This is a genomic window from Sphingopyxis sp. PAMC25046 (assembly GCF_004795895.1).
GTDB lineage: Bacteria > Pseudomonadota > Alphaproteobacteria > Sphingomonadales > Sphingomonadaceae > Sphingopyxis.
In genome coordinates, this window is the sequence record NZ_CP039250.1 from 2147282 (window position 1) to 2172748 (window position 25467).

Below are 25467 nucleotides of genomic sequence, written 5' to 3' on the forward strand. Positions count from 1 at the left end.
TGACCCTCTCTCTCCCTATATCGACGGGGATTGCGCCTTCTCCTTCGGGATGAAGTTGATAAGGGTTGGCTTTGGCAACGCGGAATGCCCTCATCATTAAGACCAATTCTGCGAAAGTTGGACAGCTTCCATGACGATTCGGCCTCGATCCGATGACTTTTCCACCTTTATCATCATGTCGATCGTTGCGGGATTGCGGCGGCTGGCCGACCTCCCGCGTCCGCTACGCCGCCTGATCGCGCTGGCCATGGACCTGGTGCTCTGCCTGATTTCGGTCTGGCTGGCGTTTTCCATCCGTCTTGGTGAGTGGGATCTTGTCAGCCCCGCAGTCGGGATCGTTCTGGCGACGGTCATTCCATCCTGGCTGATCGCCGCCCGCTGGTGCAGCATCTATAGATCGATCATCCGCTTCGCAGGCGGCAGGACGATGATGGACCTCGCGGCCGCTTGCCTGCTTGTCTCGCTGCCAATGATCACGATATTCATGTTCATCGGGATTGCCGGGGTGCCGCGGACAATCGGGGTGCTGCAGCCGATGATCTTCCTGCTTTTGCTTGCCCTCAGCCGCATCGCGATCCGTTATGCGCTGGTCGACATTCTGCATGTCGCCCGGCAGGCGCGCGGTCAGCGTGTGGCGATTTATGGGGCCGGGCGGGCAGGGCAGCAACTCGCGTTCGCGATCCGGCAGGACGGCCAAGTGGCGCTCGCAGGCTATCTCGACGACGACCCGAGCGTCGAAGGGCACCGGATCGATGGCGTCCGGATTTACGGCACAGGCGATATCGGCCGCGTGATCGGCGAGTTGGCGCTCGACGAAATACTTTTGGCGTTGCCGAGCGTACCTCGTTCGCGGCGATTGCAGATCGTCGAACAGCTGAAGCCCCATTCGGTGCGTGTCCGTTCGCTCCCCAGCATGGCGAGCATCCTGGACGGCAAGGTTTCGGTCCGGGATTTGCGCGATGTCCAGGTCGAGGAGCTGCTTGGCCGAGACGCCGTCCCGCCGGACGAATTCTTGTTAAAGGGTGCCATCGAGGACAAAGTCGTACTGGTTTCGGGTGCCGGGGGCTCGATCGGGTCGGAATTGTGCCGGCAGATCCTTGCGCGCCGCCCGCGCCGCCTGATCCTCGTCGAACAGTCGGAGTTCGCGCTCTACACGATTCATACCGAACTCGAAGAAAGCGTCGCGGCGGATGACGGGGCCGAGATTGTCGCAGAGCTCGCCGATATTTCGGAGCCGTTGGTGGCGGCGCGCATCATGGACCGCCACCTGCCGCAAACGGTGTTTCATGCGGCCGCCTACAAGCATGTGCCGCTGGTCGAGGCGAACCCGATCTCAGGTCTTCGCAACAATGTATTCGGCACTTATCGCTGCTGTATCGAAGCCGAACGGGTCGGCGCGTCTCGCTTCATTCTCGTCAGCACCGACAAGGCGGTGCGCCCGACCAACATCATGGGTGCCTCGAAGCGCATCTGCGAGCTGGTTCTGCAGGCGCGCGCCGATGTGAAAAGCGGCACCGTTTTTTCGATGGTGCGGTTCGGCAACGTGCTGGGTTCGAGCGGGTCCGTCGTGCCGCGTTTTCGGGCACAGATCGCTGCGGGAGGGCCCATCACGCTGACGCATCGCGACGTCACGCGATTTTTCATGACGATCCCGGAGGCGGCCCAGCTGGTGATGCAGGCGGGTGCGATGGCGAAAGGGGGCGAGGTCTTCGTGCTCGACATGGGTCAGCCCATTCGCATCTATGACCTCGCTTATTCGATGATCCAACTGTCGGGATGCACCGTTCGCGACGAAACCAGTCCCGATGGAGACATAGCGATCGAGGAGGTCGGGCTTCGCCCCGGCGAAAAAATGTACGAAGAATTGTTGCTCGGCGACAATCCGTTGCCGACCGAACATAGTCGCATCATGCGCGCGCAGGAAGCGAAGCTCGGTTGGACCGAACTTGCGGTGCTGCTCGACGAACTGGAGCAGGCGCTCGACAGGGCGGATGTCGACAAGGCAATGGCGGTTGTTCGCCGCGCAGTTCCTGACTATGCGCAAACCGACCGCTCGACGGCTCCCGAACGGATCGGGAACTTGCGCGCTGCGGGCGCCTGAGCGAGTGCACGACTTTATGCAGACTAGTTTCTTGAACAGGATTCGGGGCAGGGCCGGCGTTGACGGTCCGGGGCGCCCGGCATTTGTGATCGCGCTTGTCCTCTTGGGGGCAGCCTTTCTGATGGCGGGCAGCGGCCGCGACGATATCGTGTCCTTGCTGATCTGGCGCCCCTTGTCAGCGGTCCTGCTTTGCGTCGCGGCGGTCACCTGTGGCGGGGAGGCCTGGCGACGCGGGAAGCCGCTGCTGCTGTTCGCGCTGGCCGTCGTCCTGTTGCTGGTGCTGCATGTGATTCCGTTGCCGCCGGCCGTCTGGACGGCCTTGCCGGGACGCGAGGTCGTCACCGATGTTTACCGGGCGGCCGGAATGGAATTGCCCTGGCAGCCGCTGTCGATGGCGCAGGCGCGGACGTGGAATGCGCTTTTCTCCCTGATGGGGCCGGTCGCCCTTTTGATCGCCGCGCTGGCCCTCGACTTGCGGCGGCACCGGCAGCTATTGCAGTTCCTGATCGTCGTCGGCCTTTTGAGCGGCGTCATCGGCATGATCCAGGCGATAGGCCCGTCGAACGGCGCACTCTATTTCTACCGCATTACCAACAACGGCCTTGGGGTCGGGCTGTTCGCCAATCGCAACCATCAGGCGGCGCTGCTGGCCACGCTCTATCCGCTTCTTGCCGCCAATCTTTCGCTCTTCAAGGGGAAGCCGGATACGCTCTTCTTTCACAAGGCGATGACGCTGACGGGGGCGTGCCTTTTGCTTTCGTTCATCCTGATGACCGGATCGCGCGCCGGCATGGTGCTCGCCGTAGCCGGTTTGGTCTTCGCGTGGTGGGTCTATCGCGCGCCGGCCGCGCAGGGCCGCGTCGTCGGAATGCGCGGCAGGCACCGCTCCCGCCTTGTGGGGCTGGGGATAGCGACATTCCTGCTCGTCATAGGGCTGGTTGTTGCCGCGAACACGCCGGCGCTCGACCGCATTTTGGAGACCGATCCTGCGTCGGAACTCCGCTTCAGCGCCTTTCCGATTCTCGCCGAAGCGACGGGGCGTTTCTTCCCGTTCGGCAGCGGTATCGGAACCTTTGTGGAAGTATATCAGATCTCTGAACCCGACAGATTGGTATCCCAATTCTATTTCAACCACGCGCACAACGATTATCTCGAATGGCTCCTTACCGGCGGCTTGCCGGCTCTCCTCCTGCTGTTGTGGGCAGCGTATATGGCGAGCGTCGCGTTCGCGTCGCTCTGGCGCCGTCGCGGCGCCGTCGCCGAGGAATCGGACTATGCGGCACAGATATTGGGCCGCGCGGGTTTCGCGGTCGTGGCAATGCTTGCCCTCGCCAGTGTGACCGACTATCCGCTGCGAGTTCCGTCGCTCCTGCTTTATATTACGATCGCAGCGGTATGGTGCGCCAATGCTTATGGATTTAATCGGAAGTGACTGGAATTATGCGGCGTAATATTACGAAAACCGGCGTGAAAATGATTCCTCGCGTCACCGCGATCGCGCTTGCCGTGTTGCTTGCCGGCTGCGCGTCGGGTCTTGTAGGCCAAGGGCTGGGCGGTCCTTCGGTGACTCGCGTCGACATGTCCGAGCTCCCGGGGCCGCAGGGGCAGACCGGTGCCGACCAGAATTACGACTATAAGGTCGGGCCGTTCGACAAGCTGATTGTCGACGTCATGGGTATCGAAGATCTTGCGGACCGGCGCGTTACGGTCGACGGCTCGGGCAATATTTCCCTGCCCATCGCCGGCGTTGTCCAGGTTTCCGGCCTGTCGCTGGGCGAGGCAACGAACCGGATCACCGAACAATTGCGCGCCGGTTATGTCCGCAACCCGCGGGTCGCGGTTAACCTCGAACAGTCGGTGAGCAATTTCGTGACGGTCGACGGCGAAGTGGCTCAGCCGGGCAACTATCCGATCCTTCCCGGAATGACGTTGATGCGCGCCGTTGCAGCCGCGCGCGGGGCCACCGAATTCGCGCGCTTGCGCGAGGTCGTCATTCATCGCGAGGTGAACGGGCGCCAGATGATCGCACTCTATGATCTGGCGGCAGTACGCCGCGGCGCCTATGCCGACCCCGTGCTTTATCCCAACGACATCGTGGTGGTCGGCGATTCGCCGGGGCGCCGACTGTTCCAGCAGATCGTATCTGTTTCACCGCTGTTCGTATCGCCGCTGGTGGCGGTTCTGGACAACAACAACTGATTTATAGAAATCGAGCGAGAAACTCCCTGATGTCAAACATGACGACGACTGCGGTGGGTAACACGGCGATACCGGAAAGGGCGGCCGAAAGGCCCTTCTGGTCTGCGCCGGTGCTGCTGGAATATTGGAACGCCGGGCGGCGCCATATCTGGCTGGCGCTTGCCATTGTGGCAGCGGTCACCGTGGCAGGGGCAATCATCACCCTGTTGATGACGCCGCAATATACAGCGACATCGCGCATCGAAATCGCTCGTGAACAAGCCAATGTGACCAACGTCGAAGGATTGAAGCGAGAAAGTAGCGCTCCCGATCAGGAATTCTACCTCACCCAATATTCGTTGCTCAACGCGCGTTCGCTCGCGGAGCGGGTCGAGCGTCGTTTGCGGCTGGCGCGTAATCCCGAATTTTTCGCAGCGCATGGCGAAACGCCTGAGGGCGAAGGATTGCTTTCCGGCGTCCGTTCGGGCCCGGTTTCGGCCGCAGATCTTCGCGAACGCGAGCGGCAGGCGGTCGAATTGTTGCTCGACAATGTCGGGATCTCGCCGCTGCGCGGCTCGGCGCTCGTGGACGTCAGCTATTCCAGCGCTTCGCCGCAATTGTCGCGCCTGATCGCAAGTACCTGGGTGAACGAATTTGTGCAACAAAGCATGGATCGCCGCTTGGCGTCGACGGCGGATGCGCGCATCTATCTCGAAGGACGTCTGCAGGGGCTGCGCGACCGGTTGGAAAAATCCGAACGCGACCTTGTGAACTACGCCGCGCGACAGGGCATTGTACGACTGTCGGAAATCCAGGGGGAGGACGGGCGGACACGGACGACCCAGACCTTGGCGTCGAGCGATCTGGAACAGCTCAATCGTCTTCTCGTCCAGGCAACCGCAGAACGGGCCGAAGCCGAATCGAAGCTGAGCGCAGCGCGGGCGCCTGGCGCTACGCAGCTCGGTCTTTCGAACCAGTCGCTGAGTACGCTGCGTCAGCGGCGCGCGGAAGCCAACGCTGCCTACCAGGAATTGCTGGTCCAGTTCGAACCCGAATATCCGCAGGCCCAGGCCGCGCGGGAGAAGGTCGCGGCCCTCGATCGTGCGATTTCGGCCGAGGAAACGCGCGTTCGCGGAGCGTACAGCGCGGACTATAATGCGGCGGTCCAGCGGGAAACGGATCTTCGCGCCCGGGTCGACAGATTGCTGGGCCGCCTCGATACGGAAAACCGTTCGAGCATCCAGTATAATATCTATCAGCGTGAGGTGGATACCAATCGCGAACTGTATGACGGGCTGTTACAACGCTACAAGGAAATCGGCGTTGCCGGCGTCGGCACGAACAATATCTCGGTCGTCGATGATGCGGTCAATCCGGTCAAGCCGTCGTCGCCCCGTTTGGTTCTGAACCTCGCGGCGGCGCTTTTGTTGGGCTTGCTCTTCGCTGGGTTGACCGTCGTAATCCTCGAAAATCTCGACGAAAGCGTACGTGAGCCGCAGCAGATATCGGACCGGCTCGGCGTTCCTTTGCTCGGCGCGATCCCGGTGGTTGACGACGAGGTGCTTTCGGATATCGAGGATCCGAAATCCATTCTGTCCGAAGCCTATATGACCGTCCGAACAAATCTGGGCTTCTCGACCGACCACGGATTGCCGCGGACGATGGCGCTGACCAGCACGTCGCCTTCGGAAGGGAAATCGACTTCGGCCTATTCGCTTGCACGCGTCATTGGCCGCACATCGGGTTCGGTGGTTCTGGTCGATGTCGACATGCGCCGTCCCGTCGTGGCGACGCGGCTCGGTCTCGACAATTCGAAAGGGGTGTCGAACTTCCTTGCCGGCGAGGATAATTGGGAAGACCTCATTCAGACGATCGGCAAGTCCAACGTCAGCTTCATCAGCGCGGGGCCGGTGCCGCCGAGCGCTTCGGAACTTCTTAGCGGTGACCGTCTCGCCTCGCTGGTCCGCGCGCTTTCGGAACGCTTTGACCATGTTATCCTCGACAGCCCGCCGATGCTCGGACTGTCCGATGCACCGCTTATCGCCAATGTGGTCGAGGGTCTGATCTATGTGATCGAAGCCGACCGGACGGCGGTACGCGCCTCGCAAGCGGCGATCACACGTCTTCGGGAGTCGCGTGCCCACATCCTCGGGGCGCTGCTCACCAAATATCGAGCGCGTCAGTCGGGCTATGGCTACGGCTACGGCTATGGATATAGTTATGGCAAGGATGCTGCTGCCACTGACGGCGCTAACTGAGCGAGGACGGTAAGGGCGTGACGGGCGCGAGAACAATTGGGCTGAAGCTTTTTCTGGGCTGGCTTTGCGGTCTTTTTCTGGCGGTGCTCGCATTCTCGCAGGCCGCGGCCTCAATCGGACTGGCGATCGACAGTTTCCGTCCCCTCGGTGCCGGATTTTTTTCCTGGCGCAGTGGGCAGATGCGTCTGGCGATCAGCGTGTACGAGCCTGGTAAAAAGGTCGATTCTGAGCGGCTGATCGATACCGGGCGCGCCACGCTGAAGCTCGCCCCTTTGAATCCGCGTTCCTTGTGGCTCGTCGGCAAGGGGCTGGAGATCGAAGGCAATATGGCAGATGCGCGAAAGGCGATGCGCCAATCCGATCGCCTGTCGCGGCGTGACGGGGCGGTCCAGCTCTGGCTGGCGCAAGATAATTTGCGCTATGGCTCGCCGGCCGAGGGGATACGTCACTTCGACCTGATGTTTCGCGGTGATCATCGCGCCACCACCGAGATGATGCCAGCGCTCGCTATGATCATCATGTCGCCTGAGGGACGCCGCCACCTTGCTCCCTATATCAGGCGTGATAATCCGTGGATTTTGGATCTTGTCCAGGCAGCGGTAACAAGGCTGCCGCGTTCGGCCCCGGTTGCGCAGCTGTTGATCGACCGCCGGGCGGTTGCGCCCGATGTTCCGTATATCCGTCCCATCTATGCGCAGCTGGTCGGCAGGCTGTTTCAGGAAAAGCAATATGAACTAGCACTGCGATTGCACCCGCAGCTGCCCGGCGCGGAAAAAGAGAGCTTGCATGGCGTGAGCGTGACCGCCGACGCAACCGAGGGGTATCCTCCCTTCGTCTGGGCATTTGCTGATGGGGCAGAGCAAGGCGCGGTTCCGATCGCGCTTGACGACGGCCAGACCGGACTGGAAATAACGGGCGCGCCCGGTACGGTCGGGATCGCAGCCAGCAAGATTTTCACGCCCCCTGCCGGTTCGGCATTCCGTTGGCAGGTGATCGATCGAACGCCCAATTTGCAAGCATCGGCAAATTGGGAGATGACGTGCCTGCTGGGCCCGTCGGTGAAAACGATCATCCGGTCCAACGATCTGCTTGCAACGTCCGTGCCGCTGAAGCGGACGCATGAGCTGCGGGTACCGGATGGCTGCAGACTCGTCCGGCTCGATATGCGCGTCGCCGGGGGCATCGGCCGCAACCCGAGCTTGTTCTCGATCGGCAAATTGTCCTTGGCCGGAGGCCGCGCTCCCGGAAAGGCGCGGTAAGGATATTGGAATCCTTATAGGCCAAGGCCTTCGATCAGCGACTGATTGACCTTGTCCACCGAATATTTCTCTTCGGCCATTCGCCGGCTTTCGGTACCCCATGCGGCCCGCAGAGAGGAATCGCGTGCAAGCCGGATCATCGCATCGGCGAGGGCGCCGGCATCCCGAACCGGGACGAGGAGCCCGTTTACGCCATCGACAGTCGTCTCGCGGCATCCTGGCGCGTCGGTGGTGATGATGGGCCGCCCCATCCCCATCGCTTCCAATACGGTGCGGGGTGTGCCCTCGCGCCACGACGGGAGGACGAATACCGACGCTTGCGCAATGGCGGGACGTACGTCGTTCAAATGACCGAGATATTCGATACCCGAGGCGATCCAGCGGTCGAGTTGTTCCCGGCTTACCGCATCGGGACCGGTATCGAGCATCCCGGCCAGCAGGAAACGCGCCGCCGGTATGGTGGTCCTGACTTGCGCCGCGGCTTCGGCATATTCCTCCAGCCCCTTGCTCCGCAAAAGGCGGGCGAGGCTGAGGAACACGGGGGCGGGCGGAAGCGGCGCGACATCATAATGATCGAGGTCGAGGCCCGAGCCGTTGACGATCACAGCCTTGTCCGGCTTGCGGAGGCTTCCCGCCGCGATGAAATCGGCGAGATCGTCGGGGTTCTGAAAGACGACATGGCTGTTGGCGTCGGTCGCCATGCGATAAAGGCGCTGTGCTATTTTCTGGGTCGCCGCGCGTGCCAGCCCGTCGCCGGCGATAAAGGCAAACCCCAATCCTGTGACCATGCTTGCCGACCGCGCTCCGGCGCGGCTGGCGGCCAAACTTCCCCAAATGTTGGGCTTTATAGTGTAGTTGAGGACAAAATCCGCCCCGACCTTGCGGATCAGCTGATAGATGAAGCCATGATAATTGAGATCGCCCAATATGCTGATCCGCGTGCGACGCAGCGGGACGCTGTGCGGCGTGGCTCCGAGCTCAAGAACGGCGTCGCGCCATTCTCCATCGAGATCGGGCGACGAGACATGGAGTTCATGTCCGCGCGCGATGAGGTCGCGAATCAAAGGGCCGCGGAAATTGACGAGATACTGCGGATGCGATCCATTGATCAGAATTTTGCTCATAGGTCTCGTTTGAGAATGATTTGAGAAAATGGTCGACTGCGCGCGCCGCACCCGATTTAGTGATCCGGTCTGATGTAAAGGAATCGATCGATATGCAAGTCGCGATCGCTGGTGCCAGCGGTTTTCTCGGGCGCCATCTGGCCGCCCGCCTCGCGCGCGACGGCGTGACATGTCGCATCCTGTCACGGCGGGATATGGAGCAGGGCGATATTCCCGGATTTCTTGCCGGGTGCGGCACGGTGGTGAATTGCGTCGGCGAGAAATCGGGCGTGGGGGAGGCGGCCGAACTGGCCAATGTAATCATTCCACAGCGACTATATGAAGCCGCGCGGAATGCCGCCGTGAAGCAGTTTGTGCACGTCAGCAGCGTGGCGGCCGTCGCCAGTAGCAGCAATTTCGGCGAATTGCTGGATGACACCGTAACGCCCCGGCCCGACAGCCCCTATGGGCGAAGCAAGCTGCGCGGCGACGAGGCTCTCCACCGCATTGCGAGCGGCGGGCCCCTTCTGACGATATTGCGTCCGCCGATCCTGATCGCGGAGGATGCGCCCGGCGTTTTTGCGCTCTTCCGCCGCGCGGCGGAGCGTGGCTTGCCTTTGCCGTTGAAGGGCGCCGAGGGGCGTCGCAGTTTTATGCACGTCGACAATTTCGTCGAAGCGGTGCTCGCTGCGATTCGCACCGGGCAAGCTGGGACATATATCGTGACCGACAGCGCGCCGCTCACGTCGGAGGAGCTTTACGCGAGGATGCTCGTCGCGGCGGGGCGTCGCAAACGCGTCTTCTCCGTTGGAGAACTGGGGCGTCGGATGCTGCAGAAGCTGCTTGGCCGACGCGGAGAGAGCCTGTTTGGCGCCGCGGCTTTCGATGGCGGCCGTTTTGCCCGCGCGGCAAGCCCACAGTGGCTGGTGCCTCCTGACGATATTGTTCGCGCAGCCATGGGCAGGGCGGTGAACCCGCCGACGCGAACGGGGTAGAAGATCAGGCGGCCGCGTCGCCGCGGCCGCCGCCGATGGCGGTTCGAACAAGTATCGAAATATCCGCCATAACGCTCGGGTTTGCGGCGTAGGCCGCATCGATCTGAGCAAGCTTGACCGGGGTCGACATATCGACGCCCTGAATTTGCGCGAGCCCGGTTATCCCGGGCCGAATGTGGAAAACGCCGAGCCTGTCCCGTTCCGCGACCAATTCGGTCTGGCTTTCGAGGCAGGGGCGAGGGCCGACCAAGCTCATCTCGCCGCGCAAAACACACCAGAGTTGGGGTAATTCGTCGATCTTGAGCCGGCGCAGAACCGTTCCGGTCCGGCTGATCGCGGCCGCACCGACCTGATGCGAGGCGAGGTGGGGCGTGTCCGGCGGCATCGTCCGCATCTTCACGAGGGTAAAGGGACGGCGATTACGGCCCACTCGTCGCTGTGTGAAAACCGGATTGGCCCTGATGTCGATGAAAATCGCGAGACTCGCGATCAGGCAGATAAGGAGGGCGGGGACGAAGAGAAGCAGCGAAACGGTTATATCCATGAAGCGCTTCGTCATATCGAAAATATACCCGTCATGGTCCTGAGATCGGAAAGTGGAATGCGATGCGCCCGCCGAGTGCACGGTGCGCGCGTATAGATGGCGCGAGCTTTCCGGGCTATTGGAAATTTGAGGCCGGTTGCGACTGGCGGGAGTCGCGACATCAGAAGAGTTGCGCGTCGGCGCTTCGGCCTATAGGGCGGCCGGGCGATCTTGCTCCCGACCTCGCCTGCGCTCGCAAGTCACTCACCGACGAGCGGACGTGGCGTGATCGGAGTTCCTCAATCAAGAAATCGACTAATAGAAAAAATGGGACTTTTCTCGAGGCTCGGCGATGCGGCTCGACAGATCCGGCTGTTTTCCCTGCGGGACATGGCTTGGCAATATGCCGCCAGCTTCGGCGTCGCCATATTCGGCGCGCTCTATATTCTCGCTGCGGGCCGTGTGCTCGGGCCACAGGATTTCGGCGCCTATGCGCTCGCCATGGCGGTTCCGACGGTCGTAAACGCGCTGTTCGATTACCGTATCCAGGAAGTTTCGATCGTCGTTCTCAGCGAAAAGGCGAGCGCGGAAGATTCGGCGCGCAACATGCGGTCGCTCTTTCTTTTCGACGTACTCGCGCGAACCGTAGCGTTCGGCATTTCGGTACCCGCTGGTTTTCTTGTTCTGCGAGCGCTCGGAATCGACGTCGATCCAGCGGTCCCGTGGCTGGCGGCTTTGGGGGTGTTTGGCGCCAAGGTCGGAATTGGTCCCGCGATCGGAATCATGCGCCTCTCGGGAAAAATTCACAAATATGCACTGCTTCAGTCGCTGGACTGGGCGCTGAGGCTGCTGGGTTTCGGCATCGTCTTTCTTCTGGGGCAAGCGACGGTCGAAACGGCATTTCTGGTCCAGGTTCCGCCGGCGATCGTCATCAACCTGTGGATATTGTACCTCGCGCGCGGTATCGCCCGTCGGAGCTACGGCCCCATCCCCGGTCTCTCCGGTGCGGCGGATCAACTATGGATCTTTTACCGCGAGCGATCGAAGCTGCTCTTCAGCAGCCAGACGATTTCTGCGGTCGATTCGGTGGTGAAGGAACTCGACACACTGATATGCGGGATATTCCTCTCGCAGCATAATGTCGCGGTCTATAAGATTGCCAAGAGTATCGCCGGTATGGCTTGGAAATGCGTCGACCCGATCTTCGTCGTCATTCTGCCGAACGTCGCTGCTTATGTCGCCGACGGGAAGATGGCCGAACTGTCCACTATTCTGAAAAAGACCACGATCTATCTGCTTGCCATTGCGTTATTCGTATATCTTGCGGGATGGGCACTGGTTTATCCGCTCGCACATTATGTGTTCGGGCCCGAATATAGCGACGTCCCTTCGATATATCCCCTGATATCCTTGTGGATCGTTGTCGCACTGCCGTTCATATGGACGCATTCGGTCGCGATCGCGTCGGGCAATGCCGCGCTTCAGGCCTGGTCGGGTTTGCTGGGAGCAGGCATCGGAATCGCGGCGCTGGTGATCGGTGCGGCATCCTGGAGCCTTTCCGGCGCGGCGCTCGGGCTGTCCGTCGCCTATGCTGCGGCATTCGTCATTTCGTGGATACTGCTCGTTAAAAAGAAGATCGTGACATGGTAAAGGCCCGCAAGGCGCATTTGGTCCTCGCGCAGGACAATCGGTCGTGGATCATCGAAAAGATGGCTGCGCGGATCGCCGAACATGCCCCGGCTTTCGGCTTTGCTGTTTCGGTGGGCGAGGCCGAGGACGCCGACGCCGACGTGAACCATTGGATGAGCTATGCCTTCGCCAACGTGCCGCACAACACGCCGGCGACGATGCTCATCACGCACCTCGACGATCCCTACAAGGTAGGCCTGGTCAAGAGCGAGCTGACCTCGGGTGTCGATGTTGGAATCGCGCTGTCGAGCCATACGTGCGACACGCTGGTTGCCGCGGGCGTGGGCGAGACGTCGCTTGCTTTTGCGGTGCCCGGCCATGATTTCGCGGCCGCACCGAGGCGCATCGTGATCGGCTTGACCACCCGGCTCTATGCCGACGGCCGCAAGCGCGAGGCCATGCTGGTTGAAATGGCGCGAACGATGCGTCTCGACCGGTTCCGGTTCGAAATTTTCGGCCTCGGCTGGGAAGACGTCATCCCGCTCCTCGAAGCAGCGGGGGCCGAGGTCGCCTATTCGCCCGGGACCGATGATTTCCGGGCCGACTATGTCGAGATGATGGCCCGCGTGCCGGCGTTCGATTATTATCTCTATCTGGGCCGGGACGAAGGGTCGCTCGGAACGCTCGACGCATTGGCCGCAGGGGTGAAGACGATCGTCACGCCGCAGGGCTTTCATGTCGACCTTCCCGGCGGTATCACCCATGCCATATGGTCGCAGGAAGAACTGGAAACGGTGTTCCGCGACCTCGCGGAGGAGGTCGATCGGCGCGCAGGTGCGGTCGCCGGCCTGACGTGGCAGTCGTATGCCGAGGCGCATACGATCATCTGGCATGCGATACTGGACGGGCGGGTCGGAGAAGTCGCCGGTTTGCTGGCGGCGCATCGCGGTCACCATGCGCGCGAGATCGCGCCGGTGAGCGAGGGGCGTGCGACGATGCTGCGCCGCCTCGTCAGTCCTTACCGCATCCGTTCCGCACTCAGTCACATCCCTTTGCTCAAACCCGTTCGGGCGTGGGTTAAAGGACGCTAATCTGTTGCATTGCGCGGCACCTCTCTCTAGTTAGCGCGGCGCTGCATTTTGAAAGACCTCGTTGATGAAAAAGGCAATTATTACAGGTATTACCGGTCAGGACGGTGCCTATCTGGCAGAGTTTCTGATCAAGAAGGGCTACGAGGTCCACGGTATCAGGCGGCGCGTTTCGATCTTTAATACGGCGCGTATCGATCATCTATATTCCGACCCGCACGAAGGTGGAGGCAGTTTGACTCTACATTATGGCGACATGACGGATTCGAGCAGCCTGATGCGCGTCATTCAGCAGGTGGAACCGGACGAATTCTATAATCTTGCTGCCCAGAGTCACGTCGCGGTATCGTTCGAGGAACCCGAATATACGGCGAACTCGGACGCCGTCGGGGTGTTGCGCGTCCTCGAGGCCCTGCGAATCTCGGGTCTTGCCGAAAAGACGCGCTTTTACCAGGCCTCGACTTCGGAACTCTACGGGCTGGTGCAGGAAGTGCCGCAGAAGGAAACCACGCCCTTCTATCCGCGCTCGCCTTATGCCGTCGCGAAGCTTTACGCCTATTGGATCACGGTCAATTACCGCGAGGCCTATAATATGTATGCCTGCAACGGCGTGCTGTTCAATCACGAGTCCCCGATCCGCGGCGAAACCTTCGTCACGCGCAAGATTACGCGCGCGCTGGCTCGCATCAAGCTGGGGCTTCAAAAGCGCCTGTATCTGGGCAATCTCGGCGCGTTGCGCGACTGGGGGCATGCACGCGACTATGTCGAGATGCAGTGGCTGATGTTGCAACAGGACAAGCCCGAGGATTTCGTGATTGCGACCGGCGAGCAGCATAGCGTGCGCGAATTCGTCGAAGTGGCTGGCCGCCGCCTCGGCATGGATATCCGGTGGGAAGGCGAGGGCGTCGACGAGAAGGGGTATCTCGCGGACGGCACCTGCATCGTCGAGGTCGATCCGGGATATTTTCGTCCGACGGAGGTCGAGACGCTGCTCGGCGACGCGACGAAGGCACGCACCAAGCTGGGCTGGGTACCGAAGGTCGACTTCCAGTCGCTGGTCGACGAGATGGCCGACGCCGATCTGGTCGAGGCGGAAATCGAACAGGCCAGCAGCGCGCGCCGCCGCTCGCTTTTCTGACGGTATCCGCGATGAGTCAGTCTTCGCCTGTCGAAATCATTGCGAACGATGCGGGCGTCCCGCTCGCCTATATCGTCGACCCGCACTGGCTGCCGTCCGAAACGACCTTCATGACGCCGGGCGATTTCAGCCTGCAGATGGGGATGATCGTTTATGGCGCGGGGCAAGACATTCCGGCGCACGTCCACCTTCCGATCACCCGGCAGGTAGAGGGCACGAACGAGTGTATCGTGGTTCGCAAGGGGCGATGCCGGGTCACCATCTACGACAGCGGGCGGAATTTTGTCGCGGAGCGCGATCTCGAAGAGGGCGCGATCATTCTGCTGCTCGGCGGGGGGCACGGCTTTCATCTCTATGAGGACACGGTCCTGTTCGAAGTGAAGCAGGGCCCCTATGCCGGCAACAAAGACAAGGAACGATTTTGATGACGTGGGTGCCGGTTAACGAACCGCTGCTGACCGACGAGGACTTCAAACCTCTCGAGGAAGCTTTCCGCAGCGGATGGATTTCATCCGCCGGGCGCTATGTCGACGAGTTCGAGCAGGGATGGGCCGATTATTGCGGCCAGTCTCATGGCATTGCCGTCGCCAACGGCACCGTGGCGTTGCAGGTCGCGGTCGAAGCGTTGGGCATCGGGCAGGACGACGAAGTCATCATGCCCAGCTATACGATTATCAGTTGCGCTCTCGCGGCGGTGCGCGTCGGCGCGAAACCCGTTCTCGTCGATTGCTGCCCGCGCACTTTCAACATGCGGACCGATGAGATCGAGGCCAAGATCACGCCGGCGACCAAGGCGATCATGGTCGTCCATATGTTCGGCCATCCGGTCGATATGGATCCCGTCCTCGCGCTGGCCGAGAAACACGGCCTGGCGATCATCGAGGACGCGGCCGAAGTCCATGGCGCCCGCTATTTGTCGGGCCGCGATACCGACAGCGCGACCTGGCGGGTCTGCGGCGGCATGGGGCATATCGCGACGTTCAGCTTTTTCGCCAACAAGCTGATCACGACCGGCGAAGGCGGGATGCTGATTACCAGCGACGATCACCTTGCCAAACGCTGCCGCGACCTGCGCAACCTCTGTTTTCGTCCCGACCGGCGTTTTTTGCATACCGAACTGGGCCATCAATTCCGGCTGACCAATATGCAGGCCGCGGTCGGCGTCAACCAGGTGAAGCGCATCGAGGACATCGTCGAGCGCAAGCGCGCGATCGCCGCCGAATATACCGCGCGCCTTGGCGACCTGCCGGGCGTTCAGCTGCCGATGGAAGAAAATTGGGGGCGTAGTGTTTTCTGGGTCTATCCGTTGCTTCTTGACGACGACCATCCGCTGGACGCGGCAAGCTTCGCCGCCGCTTTGAAGGCGGAGGGTGTCGAATCGCGTCCTTTCTTCCTCGGCATGCACGAACAACCGGTGTTCCACGACATGGGCCTGTTCCTGGGCGAAACCTATCCCGTGACCGAACGGATTGCCCGCAAGGGCTTGTACATACCGTCCGGGCTGGCGATCACCGCCGAGCAGATGGATCATGTCTGCGCTGCCGTCCGCAAGATTCTGAGCTAACGAAAGCCCCGCGACATGACCGTCTTCGACACCTCTTACGCCAACCAATATGATGCGATGTATGGCGACAAGGATTATGTCGCGGAATGCGATCTCGTGGCTGCGGCCGCGAGAAACAACGGCGTCGCGATGGGCCGTGTCCTCGATATCGGCTGCGGCACCGGGGGGCACAGCCTCGAATGGGCGCGGCGCGGGATTTCCTGCGTCGGCGTCGACATGTCGCCGTCGATGATCGCGCTCGCCGAAGAAAAGGCGCGGACGCTTCCGGAAAAAGCGCAGCTCGACTTTCTGGTCGGCGACGCACGGAATTTTCAGGCGGAGGGGCCATTCGACGTCGCGACGATGATGTTCGCGGTGCTCGGCTATATGAACAGCAACGAAGCAGTGCTGGCCGCGCTGCGGAATGTGCGTTGTCATTTGCGTACCGGCGGCCTCTTTGCTTTCGATTGCTGGTATGGCCCTGCCGTGCTCGGCGTGCGGCCCGAGGACCGCGTCCGCGTGGTCGAAGGCGCGAAAGGGCAGACGATCCGGTCGGCCTCGACGGCGATCGACAGCTTTCGGCATCTGGCGCATGTCACATTCAAATTGTGGACGGTGGACGGCGATCGCTATTTGGGCCATGCCGAAGAAACCCATGACATGCGCTATTTCTTCCCGCAGGAACTGGAGTTGTTGCTCGAGGTCGCCGGGTTCGGGCCGCCGGTCATCCGCAGCTTTCCGGCGGGCGGCGAACCGAACGACGACAGCTGGAATATTTTCTGCTCAGCCGTTGCGGTCTGAGGTCTGACGAGGCGTTCGGCCGGTGCTTGCCTGGGAAATATTCGGCGAAGACCTGCTCTGGCTGGAAATCTATGCGGGGAGTGCCTTTCTGGCGGCGCTCGTCGGCTGGGTGGTATTCCGCAAGCTGCCGATGAGCTTGATCGCCTTGGTCATCACCGTTGCGCTGATCGCGGCCGGGGGCTTCAGGGGTTTCGACTACAATTCCGACACGATGAATTATTATTCATACGTGTATATGCTGTCGTTCGTAAATGATAGCGAGATATTCTTCCTGACAAAATTGGAGCCTCTGCATTCGGGTCTGATCCTTTTGCTTCGCGATTTCAGGCTGTGGCTCCTCGTGGAAAGCGCTATTCAGATCGCCGGGATGATCATGTCTTTCCGGGTTCGCCGAAACGACTATTCTTTTCTGATCCTCTGCGCATTCGTATTGACGCTGGATACATCGTCCCTTCGTTATTGTTCCGCGCTTATTTATTTCTACTATTTCCTGTGTCGCAGCGAAGTGAGCCTGTTCAAGGCGGGCCGAATGACGCTGGTCCTGACCTGCATTCATATTTCGATGCTGCTTTCCGGCATACTTGCTTATCGCCGCCGGCTGGCCCTCCTGGCGATTTCCGCTGCATGCGTCGTCATTTTCTTCGAAAGTTCGGTGCTCGGGTCGCGGGTCGACATCGATCTTACCGAAGCTTCGCGCGGCCTGAAGAATTTCGGCGTCGCAATCTTTGCCGCCGCTTACCTGTTCGTACGGGCCCCGACGAAGAGCCTGCGATATATTCCGCTTTATGTTGTGGCCTTCGCCTCGATGTTTCTCGTTTCGGCGTTCATTCTGCCGACGTTCAACCGCTTTCTTATCATGGGCGCACTTGTCGTGCTCGCCTATGAATGGTCGGTATCGCGACGCGATGGCGAAAGCGACATATTCGATCGCGGCGCCGTTCTGGTGCTGAGCAGCGCTGTGATCCTGCCCTATGTGATCAACCTGCCGCGGCTGTTTTTCAGCGGAACCTGGTAAAGGTCACAAAGGGTGCGGTGCCGACAGCGCCCCGCTTGGGCAGGCTACAGGCGAATTGTCGAGGTGCGATCGTCCAATATCCCCTTGAGGTCGAAAACGGGGGCGGATTCGGATTTGGCGAATTTCAGGATGCCCGGCAGGCCCATGTCGCGATATTCGTCGTGCGCGACCGCAAGGACGAGCGCATCATAGGCCGCTTCGGCGGGCTCCACGAGTTCGATATCATATTCATGCCGGGCTTCGTCGGCCGAGGCCCACGGATCGTGACTATCGACCGTCATGCCATAGCCTTCCAGTTCAGCGACGATGTCGACAACGCGCGTATTACGAAGGTCGGGGCAGTTTTCCTTGAACGTCAGGCCGAGGACGAGCACGCGTGCGCCCTTGATCGCGATGTCGCGAACAATCATCTCGCGTACCAGCCGGTTCGCCACATAATGGCCCATCGCATCGTTGATTCGCCGGCCCGCAAGCACGACCTCGGGATGATAGCCGACCGCCTGCGCCTTGTGCGTCAAATAATAGGGGTCGACCCCGATGCAGTGGCCGCCGACCAGTCCGGGGCGGAAGGGCAAGAAGTTCCACTTCGTGCCCGCCGCTTCCAGCACGTCGAGCGTGTCGATGCCCATGCGAGCAAAGATAAGCGCGAGTTCATTGATCAGTGCGATATTGAGATCGCGCTGTGTGTTCTCGATGACCTTTGCCGCTTCGGCGACGCGGATCGAGGGCGCTTTATGCGTGCCGGCAGTCACGATCGCGCGATAGAGCCGGTCGACCTCTTCGGCGATCGCCGGGGTCGAACCCGAGGTGACCTTGGTTATCGTCGGCAGCCGGTGCGCCTTGTCGCCAGGATTGATGCGTTCGGGGCTGTAGCCTGCGAAAAAGTCCTTGTTGAACCGCATGCTCGAAACATTTTCGAGCACAGGCACGCAATCTTCTTCGGTCGCGCCGGGATAGACGGTGCTCTCGTAAATGACGAGTGCGCCCGCGGGCATCACTCGCCCGACCATTTCGGAAGCGCGCTTCAAAGCGGTCAGGTCTGGGCGTTTGTGCGCGTCGATCGGGGTGGGCACGGTCACGATGAAGATACGGCATTCGCGCAACGCTTCGGGATCGTGTGCAAAGACGAGCTTTTCCGCTTCGGCCAGTTCGGCGCCTTCGACTTCCAACGTCCGGTCATGGCCCGCCTGCAGCTCTTCGATGCGCCGCGCGTCGATATCGAAGCCGACGACGCGGCGCTGCTTCCCGAATTCGACTGCGAGGGGCAGGCCGACATAGCCGAGGCCGATAATCGCAACGACGGCATCGTCATAGGACGCCGCCGCGGCATCGGCGCTATTCACGTCGGTCATCATCAAACTCCGTAATATTCCCGGTACCAGGCGACGAAATTTCGCACCCCGGTGCGAAAGTCGGTACGCGGCGCATATCCGGTCAAAGCCTCGAGCAGCGACGCGTCGGCCCATGTTGCCGGCACGTCACCCGTTTGCATGTCCATATAGTTTCGAAGCGCTTTCACCCCGATCTCATCTTCGATCGCTTCGACGAAGTCGAGCAAACGGACCTTGTCCGAATTGCCGATGTTGACGATGCGAAACGGCGCCGCGGGCGACAGATTGTCGCCAGGGATCGGTTCGCCGCGATCAGCGATCCCGGGAGGAACCGCGTCGATCAGGAGCCGGATTCCGCGTACCAGATCTTCGACATAGGTAAAGTCGCGCCACATGTCGCCGTGATTGTAGATATCGATCGGGGTCCCATCGATAATGCCCTTCGTAAATTTGAAGAGTGCCATGTCCGGTCGGCCCCAGGGGCCATAGACCGTAAAGAAACGAAACATCGTCGTCGGCAGGTCCCAAAGATGCGCATAGCTGTGCGCCATCGCTTCATTGGCCTTTTTGGTTGCCGCGTAGATGGTGAGAGGTGTGTCGGTCTTCTGCCGCTCGTCGAAAGGCATTTCCTCATTTGCGCCATAGACCGACGAGGTCGAAGCCATGAGCAGGTGGCCGATCCCGAGTTCGCGTGCGCATTCCATGATGTTGAATGTGCCGACGATATTCGTGTCGATATACGCGCGCGGATTTTCGAGGCTGTACCGAACGCCGGCTTGCGCCGCGAGATGAACGATGGCGTCCGGCTGGACCGAGCGGACATAGGACATTAGCTCGTCGGCCTCTTCCAGGCGAAATTCCCGTGCGGTGAAGCGATTGGAGCGCGACGTCAGCATGCGGTGGCGCTCGATCTTGATCCGTACGTCGTAATAGTCGGTCATGGCATCGAGGCCGAATACTTCAAAACCTTCGTCCAACAGCAGCTTGCAGAGGTGAAAGCCGATGAAGCCGGCACTGCCCGTGACGAATATCTTCTTCATAATTCCATTCTACCGAATCTGGACATGGTCGCCTGGAGGCGCGCCGGTGCGCCATAGGACAGGCGGCGCGCAATCGCCATGGCCAATCTCGCCCGGACGAGACAGCCGGGACTTTGCTGCGATGAAGGGGGTTTTCCGCGCGAGGAGCAGCGCGTTGGCGCACGACATGAGTGGAGCGGGAGCAGGAGAGAGCCGGACCACTTGCATTCATGACGTCAACGCTCGACATAGACGCTATGGATTTCGCGTTCGAGAATAGTTTCCACGATTCCATGGAAGGCTTCTACGCGCCCGCGGAATCCGTCAAGCCTTCCGCGCCCAAGTTGCTCCTGTTCAATCATGCGCTCGCCGGGCGGCTCGGGATCGATATCGGGGGTGCTTCGGACGATCGGCTGGCGCGCATCTTTTCGGGTGAAGAGACGCCCGAAGGCGCAAACCCGCTCGCGCTCGCCTATGCCGGGCATCAGTTCGGCCATTTCTCACCGCAGCTTGGCGACGGGCGCGCGCTGCTGCTCGGCGAAATCGTCGCGCCCGACGGCGCGCGCTTCGACATCCAGCTCAAGGGATCAGGACCGACCGCTTTCTCGCGCAACGGCGACGGCAAGGCAGCGATCGGCCCCGTACTGCGCGAATTCCTCGTGTCCGAGGCGATGGCGGCGATGGGCGTGCCGACGACGCGCGCGCTCGCGGCGGTCGCGACCGGCGACCGGGTCCAGCGCGAACGCGCGCATCCGGGCGCGGTGCTTACCCGCGTCGCGAGCAGCCATATCCGCGTCGGCACCTTCCAGTTCTTTGCCGCACATTTCGGCGCCGAGCATGTCGCGCAATTGTCGGATTACAGCGTCAGGCGCCATTTTCCGGAGCTTGCAGTCGCCGACAACCCGCATCTCGCGCTGCTCGACCGCGTTGCCGGCCTGCAATGCGAATTGATTGCCCACTGGCTCGGAGTGGGTTTCATCCACGGCGTGATGAACACCGACAATGTCGCGATCAGCGGCGAGACGATCGATTACGGACCCTGCGCGTTCATGGACCGCTTTGCGGTGAACACCGTGTTCAGCTCGATCGACGCCCATGGCCGCTATGCCTATGGCCGCCAGCCGCAGATCATGCACTGGAACATGGCGCGCTTTGCCGAGGCGCTGCTGCCGGCGATCCACCGCGTGTCACCGGAGGATGTGGAGGCGGCGAAGGCGATCGTCGATGCGATACCCGGCCGGTTCCGCACCAGCTGGCATGCGAAGGTCAGGCAGAAACTGGGGCTGAACGGCGAGGGAGGCGACGACGGCGAGCTAATCGACAGCCTGTTCGACGAGCTCGAAACCCACAGCATCGATTTCACCGCCTTCTTCCGCGCGCTCGCCATGCTGCTGCGCGGCGACGGTGCGATGCTCGAGAGCCTGCTGCCGAACGCCAATGCGATGGCGCCGTGGATCGCCGCGTGGTGGGACCGGATCGCGCAAGACAGCGCGGGGCCGATCGACCATGCCGACGCAATGGACGCGGTGAACCCGCTCTATATCCCGCGCAACCATCTGGTCGAGGAAGCGCTGGAGGCGGCCGAGGCCGGCGATCTTGCGCCGTGGCTTCAGTTGCTCGGCGTCGTGCGCCATCCTTATGAAGTTCGTCCGGGACTCGAACGCTTCACGCTTCCCGCGCCGGCCGATGCTGGGCCCTACAAGACCTTCTGCGGCACTTGAGGCGGCTGCGGTTGAGCCGGTGCATCGCAGTTGCTAGGGACGGCGCCGCACCACCCAGAGGATAAATCATTGGCCCCTGCATCTGTTTCGCCCGTCAAGATCGCCGTCGTCGGCACGGGCTATGTCGGCATTTCCAATGCCATCTTGCTGGCGCAGCATAACGAGGTCGTTGCGCTCGACATCGATGTTCGCAAGGTTGAACAGCTCAATGCGAAGCAGTCGCCGATCGCCGACGTGGAGATCGAGGATTATCTGGCGAACCGGCCGCTGAACCTCGTCGCGACGACCGACCGCGACGCAGCTTATACCGGCGCGAATTTCGTCGTGGTCGCAACGCCGACCGATTATGATCCCGACACCAATTATTTCAACACAAGCACGGTCGAAAGCGTCCTCGCCGACGCGATGGTCATGGCGCCCGACGCGCTGATCATTGTCAAATCTACCGTGCCCGTCGGTTTCACCGAACGGATGCGCGCCGAACTCGGCACCGATGCGATCGTCTTTTCGCCCGAGTTCCTGCGCGAAGGGCGCGCGCTTCACGACAATCTCTATCCCTCGCGGATCATCGTCGGCAACACGCATCCGCGCGCGGCCGACTTCGCGCGGCTGCTGCTCGAAGGATCGCTGAAGCCCGATGCCGCGATCCTACAGACAGGCAATACCGAGGCCGAGGCGATCAAGCTGTTCGCCAACACATATCTTGCGATGCGCGTCGCCTTCTTCAACGAACTCGACACCTATGCCGCCGCGCACGGTGTCGACTCGCGCCAAGTGATCGAGGGCGTGTGCCTCGATCCGCGGATCGGCAGTTTCTATAACAATCCTTCCTTCGGCTATGGCGGCTATTGCCTGCCCAAGGATACGAAGCAGATGCTCGCCAACTACAAAGATGTGCCGCAGAATCTGATCCAGGCGATCGTGTCGTCGAACACGACGCGCAAGGATTTCGTCGCGGCCGAAGTGATCAAGCGCGGGCCCCGCATCGTCGGCATCCATCGGCTCGCGATGAAGGCGGGGTCGGACAATTTTCGCGCCAGCAGCATTCTGGGCGTGATGAAGCGCGTCAAGGCGAAAGGGATCGAGGTGATCGTATATGAACCGCTGATCGAGGAGGATCGGCTGTTCAATTCGCGCGTGATCCGTGACCTGGGTGCCTTCAAGGCCGAAGCCGACGTCATCATCGCGAACCGCGTGACCGATGATCTCGCCGACGTCGCGGACAAGGTTTACAGCCGCGACCTGTTCGGCGCCGATTCCTGATTGTTTCCCCTGACGCAACTCGCCGCATCGCCGGGAACTGTCCCGATCTCGGCGAGTTAGCTTGCAATTAGGGGAGAAACGGGTTGCACAGCCATATCTTGCGAGCCACAAGCATGCACCGGTGGCCAGCAGATGAAACAATCTGAAATTTTTCGCAGATCATGTTGGCGGCCGCACCCACGCATGCGCCGGCTGCTGATCGGCGCCACTTCACTCATCGGTCTCTCCTGGGCGGGCGCCGCGCAGGCGCAGGATGTCCCGCCGCCGAAGGTGGTGCCGACGCTTGACGCCGATTCGGCCGAGATCGCTGCCCCGTCGTCACCGCCGCCCGAAGCGCAACTGCCCGCCGTCGAGCCGATCATCGAGGATGAGGAGTTCGAAAAATCGATCCCGCCCATCCGCGCCGAAGATGACGCCGAACTCGACCGACCGATCGAATCGATCGCCGAATTCGAGCGGCGCCTGGCGGCCGAAGCGGCCAAGGGCGCGGCGGAGGGCGTCGACGATGCGGAGGCAGCGAGTGCGGAAACCCAACCGCCTCAGGTGGACGGCGTGCCGGTTCCGGCGCTGGCCGACGGCGACGCCGTGGAGGCGATCGGCGACGCGCCGATCAGCGACAGCGAGCTTGCCGCGCCGCTGCCGCCGCTCGAAAATTTTAACGTCGAGCCGGTCCAGTTCGCCGAGCCCGAAGCCGACAGTGACAACGTCGAGATCGCCTATACGGTGCAGGTCAACGGGCTGAGCGATGCCGACGACAGCACCGATGTCGACCTCGCCGACCTGTTCGGCGACCTTTCGGCGCTCTACGACGGCGACGGCAAGGCCGACAATGCGGCGATGATCCGTGCGCGCCTCTCCGCCGACGGCGAGCTGATGCAGCGCATCCTGGCGTCCGAAGGCTATTATGACGCCATCGTCGATACGCGGATCGACCGCGGGCCGCGCGAGGAGGGGCAGGAACGCCGGCGCCGGTCGACCACCGCGGTCATCGATGTGAAGCCCGGCAAACGCTATACTTTGGCCGACATCATCATCGATGCCGACCCAACGATCCCGCCCAATCTGATCGCCGATAATTTCCCGCTGAGCGTCGGCGAGCCGATCGTCGCGCAGCGCATCCAGGGCGCCGAGGCGGCGATCGCGCTCAAGCTACCTGAGGAAGGCTATCCTTTCGCCAAGGTCGGGCAGCGCGATATATTGCTCGACGGCGCGACCGGCGACGGCGTCTACACGCTGCCCGTCGACATCGGCAAACGCTCGCGCTTCGGCGGGATCGAGACCACCGGCGATCTCGCCTTCAATGCCGAACATGTCGAGGTGCTCGCGCGCTTCAAGCGCGGCGACCTCTACGACAGCCGGATGGTCGACGATCTGCGCCAGGCGCTCGTCGCGACGGGCCTGTTCGCGACCGTCGCCGCCGAACCGCAACCGACCGGCGAAAGCGCGGGCGACGATACCGAATATGTGACTATGCTCGTTACCCAACAGGCCGGCCCGCCGCGCACGCTCGCCGCCAGTGCGGGCTATGGCACGGGCGAGGGGATCCGGCTGGAGGGCAGCTGGACGCACCGCAACCTGCTGCCGCCCGAGGGCGCGCTGACCTTCCGCGGCGTGCTCGGAACGCAGGAGCAGGGGGTCGGCGCGACGCTGCGCCGCTCGAACGCCGGACGCCGCGACCGCACCCTTGAGCTCGTCACCGAGGTCACGCGCAGCACCTATGACGCGTTCAATGCGATCACGGGTCGCGTCGGCGCCCGCGTCAGCTATGATTCGACGCCGATCTGGCAGAAGAAATTCACCTATGCTTATGGTGTCGAACTGATCGCGACGCGTGAGGATGATTATGATTTCGCGACGGGCGAGCGGTCCTACGACTTCTACACGATCCTGGGGCTGACCGGACAGGTCGGGATGGACCGGACCGACAGCCTGCTCGATCCGACCAAGGGCTTTCGCATCACCAGCCTGATCCAGCCCGAGGGCTCGCTCGCCGGGCGCTTTTCGCCCTATGCGCGGCTGCGCACCGACATCAGCGGCTATTATCCCGTGACCGACAGCATCGTGCTTGCGGGCCGTGTGCGTGTCGGATCGATCGTTGGCGCGGCGCGCGAGCGGTTGGCACCGTCGCGACGCTTTTATGCCGGCGGCGGCGGATCGGTGCGCGGTTTCGGCTTTCAGGAGCTGGGCCCCAAAGACCCCAACAACGATCCGATCGGCGGCCGCAGCGTGAACGAGGCGGCGTTCGAGGCGCGCTATCGCTTCGGCAATTTCGGTGTCGTCGGTTTCGTCGATGCGGGACAGGTTTATCGCTCGTCGGCACCGACTTTCCAGAACCTGCGCTTCGGCGCCGGGATCGGTGCGCGCTATTACACCAATTTCGGCCCGATGCGCTTTGATATCGCGACGCCAATCGGGCGCAAGCCGGGCGAAGCGCGCGTCAGCGTCTATGTCTCGATCGGGCAGGCCTTCTGATGACCGAGGAGGCGCCTCTCGCTACTGATG

Annotated in this window: 20 protein-coding genes; 16 read left to right on the forward strand and 4 right to left on the reverse strand. The window is 61.6% G+C overall.

Annotation, left to right across the window (positions count from 1 at the left end; all coding sequences use genetic code 11):
- Positions 1-130 precede the first annotated feature (130 nt).
- From E5675_RS10070 to E5675_RS10090, 5 genes are read left to right on the forward strand one after another with little or no spacing between them, the layout of a single operon-like run.
- The gene (locus E5675_RS10070; RefSeq protein ID WP_247594861.1) at positions 131-2101 is read left to right on the forward strand and encodes a nucleoside-diphosphate sugar epimerase/dehydratase; all 1971 of its coding nucleotides are present in this window, start codon (positions 131-133) and stop codon (positions 2099-2101) included.
- A 4-nt stretch (positions 2102-2105) separates the two neighbouring features.
- Positions 2106-3533, forward strand: a complete 1428-nt coding sequence (locus tag E5675_RS10075; RefSeq protein WP_168707843.1) for an O-antigen ligase family protein — start codon at positions 2106-2108, stop codon at positions 3531-3533.
- Between the two features lie 41 nt (positions 3534-3574).
- Positions 3575-4300 carry a polysaccharide biosynthesis/export family protein gene (locus E5675_RS10080; RefSeq protein ID WP_247594877.1) on the forward strand — a complete coding sequence of 242 codons (726 nt, stop codon included), beginning with the start codon at positions 3575-3577 and terminating at the stop codon, positions 4298-4300.
- Positions 4301-4329: 29 nt separating this feature from the next.
- Entirely contained in the window at positions 4330-6537 is a 2208-nt protein-coding gene (locus tag E5675_RS10085) for a polysaccharide biosynthesis tyrosine autokinase (RefSeq protein WP_136174390.1), read from the forward strand.
- Positions 6538-6554: 17 nt separating this feature from the next.
- Positions 6555-7796 carry a hypothetical protein gene (locus E5675_RS10090; protein WP_136174391.1) on the forward strand — a complete coding sequence of 414 codons (1242 nt, stop codon included), beginning with the start codon at positions 6555-6557 and terminating at the stop codon, positions 7794-7796.
- A gap of 14 nt (positions 7797-7810) precedes the next feature.
- Here the strand turns inward: E5675_RS10090 and E5675_RS10095 are convergent, their stop codons facing one another.
- Positions 7811-8920, reverse strand: a complete 1110-nt coding sequence (locus E5675_RS10095) for a glycosyltransferase family 4 protein (protein WP_136174392.1) — start codon at positions 8918-8920, stop codon at positions 7811-7813.
- A 20-nt stretch (positions 8921-8940) separates the two neighbouring features.
- Here E5675_RS10095 and E5675_RS10100 point away from each other — a divergent pair, with 20 nt between their 5' ends.
- Positions 8941-9894: an NAD-dependent epimerase/dehydratase family protein gene (locus E5675_RS10100; RefSeq protein ID WP_136174393.1), complete on the forward strand. Its 954-nt coding sequence runs from the start codon at positions 8941-8943 to the stop codon at positions 9892-9894.
- Between the two features lie 4 nt (positions 9895-9898).
- Here E5675_RS10100 and E5675_RS10105 read toward each other — a convergent pair whose 3' ends face one another.
- Positions 9899-10453, reverse strand: a complete 555-nt coding sequence (locus E5675_RS10105; protein ID WP_058812094.1) for a sugar transferase — start codon at positions 10451-10453, stop codon at positions 9899-9901.
- A 249-nt stretch (positions 10454-10702) separates the two neighbouring features.
- Here E5675_RS10105 and E5675_RS10110 point away from each other — a divergent pair, with 249 nt between their 5' ends.
- The 7 genes from E5675_RS10110 to E5675_RS10140 all read left to right on the forward strand — a co-directional run bounded on the left by E5675_RS10110 (position 10703) and on the right by E5675_RS10140 (position 17631).
- Positions 10703-12067, forward strand: a complete 1365-nt coding sequence (locus E5675_RS10110; protein ID WP_136174394.1) for a lipopolysaccharide biosynthesis protein — start codon at positions 10703-10705, stop codon at positions 12065-12067.
- Positions 12061-13137: a hypothetical protein gene (locus E5675_RS10115; protein WP_136174395.1), complete on the forward strand. Its 1077-nt coding sequence runs from the start codon at positions 12061-12063 to the stop codon at positions 13135-13137. Before E5675_RS10110 ends, E5675_RS10115 begins: the two co-directional genes overlap by 7 nt.
- A 64-nt stretch (positions 13138-13201) precedes the next feature.
- Positions 13202-14272 carry a GDP-mannose 4,6-dehydratase gene (gene gmd, locus E5675_RS10120; protein WP_210727639.1) on the forward strand — a complete coding sequence of 357 codons (1071 nt, stop codon included), beginning with the start codon at positions 13202-13204 and terminating at the stop codon, positions 14270-14272.
- A gap of 11 nt (positions 14273-14283) precedes the next feature.
- Entirely contained in the window at positions 14284-14697 is a 414-nt protein-coding gene (locus E5675_RS10125) for a hypothetical protein (protein WP_136174397.1), read from the forward strand.
- Positions 14697-15836, forward strand: a complete 1140-nt coding sequence (locus E5675_RS10130; protein WP_210727640.1) for a DegT/DnrJ/EryC1/StrS family aminotransferase — start codon at positions 14697-14699, stop codon at positions 15834-15836. The genes E5675_RS10125 and E5675_RS10130 overlap by 1 nt, the downstream gene beginning before the upstream one ends.
- A 15-nt stretch (positions 15837-15851) precedes the next feature.
- Positions 15852-16616 (forward strand): class I SAM-dependent methyltransferase, encoded by a 765-nt coding sequence (locus E5675_RS10135; RefSeq protein ID WP_136174399.1) that lies wholly within the window; start codon positions 15852-15854, stop codon positions 16614-16616.
- A 22-nt stretch (positions 16617-16638) separates the two neighbouring features.
- On the forward strand, positions 16639-17631 hold the full coding sequence (locus E5675_RS10140; protein WP_136174400.1) for a hypothetical protein: 993 nt from the start codon (positions 16639-16641) through the stop codon (positions 17629-17631).
- A gap of 44 nt (positions 17632-17675) precedes the next feature.
- On the opposite strand, the gene E5675_RS10145 is transcribed toward E5675_RS10140, so the two are convergent.
- A complete protein-coding gene (locus tag E5675_RS10145) occupies positions 17676-18986 on the reverse strand; it encodes a nucleotide sugar dehydrogenase (protein WP_281727864.1) in 1311 nt (436 codons plus the stop codon).
- Complete coding sequence (locus E5675_RS10150; RefSeq protein WP_136174401.1) at positions 18986-20002, reverse strand: NAD-dependent epimerase/dehydratase family protein; 1017 nt, start codon at positions 20000-20002, stop codon at positions 18986-18988. The genes E5675_RS10145 and E5675_RS10150 overlap by 1 nt, the downstream gene beginning before the upstream one ends.
- Before the next feature lie 236 nt (positions 20003-20238).
- Between E5675_RS10150 and E5675_RS10155 the strand changes: the two genes are divergently transcribed.
- The 3 genes from E5675_RS10155 to E5675_RS10165 all read left to right on the forward strand — a co-directional run bounded on the left by E5675_RS10155 (position 20239) and on the right by E5675_RS10165 (position 25437).
- The gene (locus E5675_RS10155; protein ID WP_136174402.1) at positions 20239-21702 is read left to right on the forward strand and encodes a protein adenylyltransferase SelO; all 1464 of its coding nucleotides are present in this window, start codon (positions 20239-20241) and stop codon (positions 21700-21702) included.
- 69 nt (positions 21703-21771) lie between these two features.
- Positions 21772-22965 carry a nucleotide sugar dehydrogenase gene (locus E5675_RS10160; RefSeq protein ID WP_136174403.1) on the forward strand — a complete coding sequence of 398 codons (1194 nt, stop codon included), beginning with the start codon at positions 21772-21774 and terminating at the stop codon, positions 22963-22965.
- Between the two features lie 183 nt (positions 22966-23148).
- Positions 23149-25437, forward strand: a complete 2289-nt coding sequence (locus E5675_RS10165; protein WP_136174404.1) for a BamA/TamA family outer membrane protein — start codon at positions 23149-23151, stop codon at positions 25435-25437.
- Positions 25438-25467 lie beyond the last annotated feature (30 nt).

Bases quoted from the DNA above. Each gene is read 5' to 3' on its own strand.
- E5675_RS10070 (WP_247594861.1), top strand. From the start codon at position 131: ATGACGATTCGGCCTCGATCCGATGACTTTTCCACCTTTATCATCATG.
- E5675_RS10080 (WP_247594877.1), top strand. From the start codon at position 3,575: ATGATTCCTCGCGTCACCGCGATCGCGCTTGCCGTGTTGCTTGCCGGC.
- E5675_RS10085 (WP_136174390.1), top strand. From the start codon at position 4,330: ATGTCAAACATGACGACGACTGCGGTGGGTAACACGGCGATACCGGAA.
- E5675_RS10095 (WP_136174392.1), bottom strand. From the start codon at position 8,920: ATGAGCAAAATTCTGATCAATGGATCGCATCCGCAGTATCTCGTCAAT.
- E5675_RS10105 (WP_058812094.1), bottom strand. From the start codon at position 10,453: ATGACGAAGCGCTTCATGGATATAACCGTTTCGCTGCTTCTCTTCGTC.
- E5675_RS10115 (WP_136174395.1), top strand. From the start codon at position 12,061: ATGGTAAAGGCCCGCAAGGCGCATTTGGTCCTCGCGCAGGACAATCGG.
- gmd (WP_210727639.1), top strand. From the start codon at position 13,202: ATGAAAAAGGCAATTATTACAGGTATTACCGGTCAGGACGGTGCCTAT.
- E5675_RS10125 (WP_136174397.1), top strand. From the start codon at position 14,284: ATGAGTCAGTCTTCGCCTGTCGAAATCATTGCGAACGATGCGGGCGTC.
- E5675_RS10130 (WP_210727640.1), top strand. From the start codon at position 14,697: ATGACGTGGGTGCCGGTTAACGAACCGCTGCTGACCGACGAGGACTTC.
- E5675_RS10135 (WP_136174399.1), top strand. From the start codon at position 15,852: ATGACCGTCTTCGACACCTCTTACGCCAACCAATATGATGCGATGTAT.
- E5675_RS10145 (WP_281727864.1), bottom strand. From the start codon at position 18,986: ATGATGACCGACGTGAATAGCGCCGATGCCGCGGCGGCGTCCTATGAC.
- E5675_RS10150 (WP_136174401.1), bottom strand. From the start codon at position 20,002: ATGAAGAAGATATTCGTCACGGGCAGTGCCGGCTTCATCGGCTTTCAC.
- E5675_RS10155 (WP_136174402.1), top strand. From the start codon at position 20,239: ATGGATTTCGCGTTCGAGAATAGTTTCCACGATTCCATGGAAGGCTTC.
- E5675_RS10165 (WP_136174404.1), top strand. From the start codon at position 23,149: ATGCGCCGGCTGCTGATCGGCGCCACTTCACTCATCGGTCTCTCCTGG.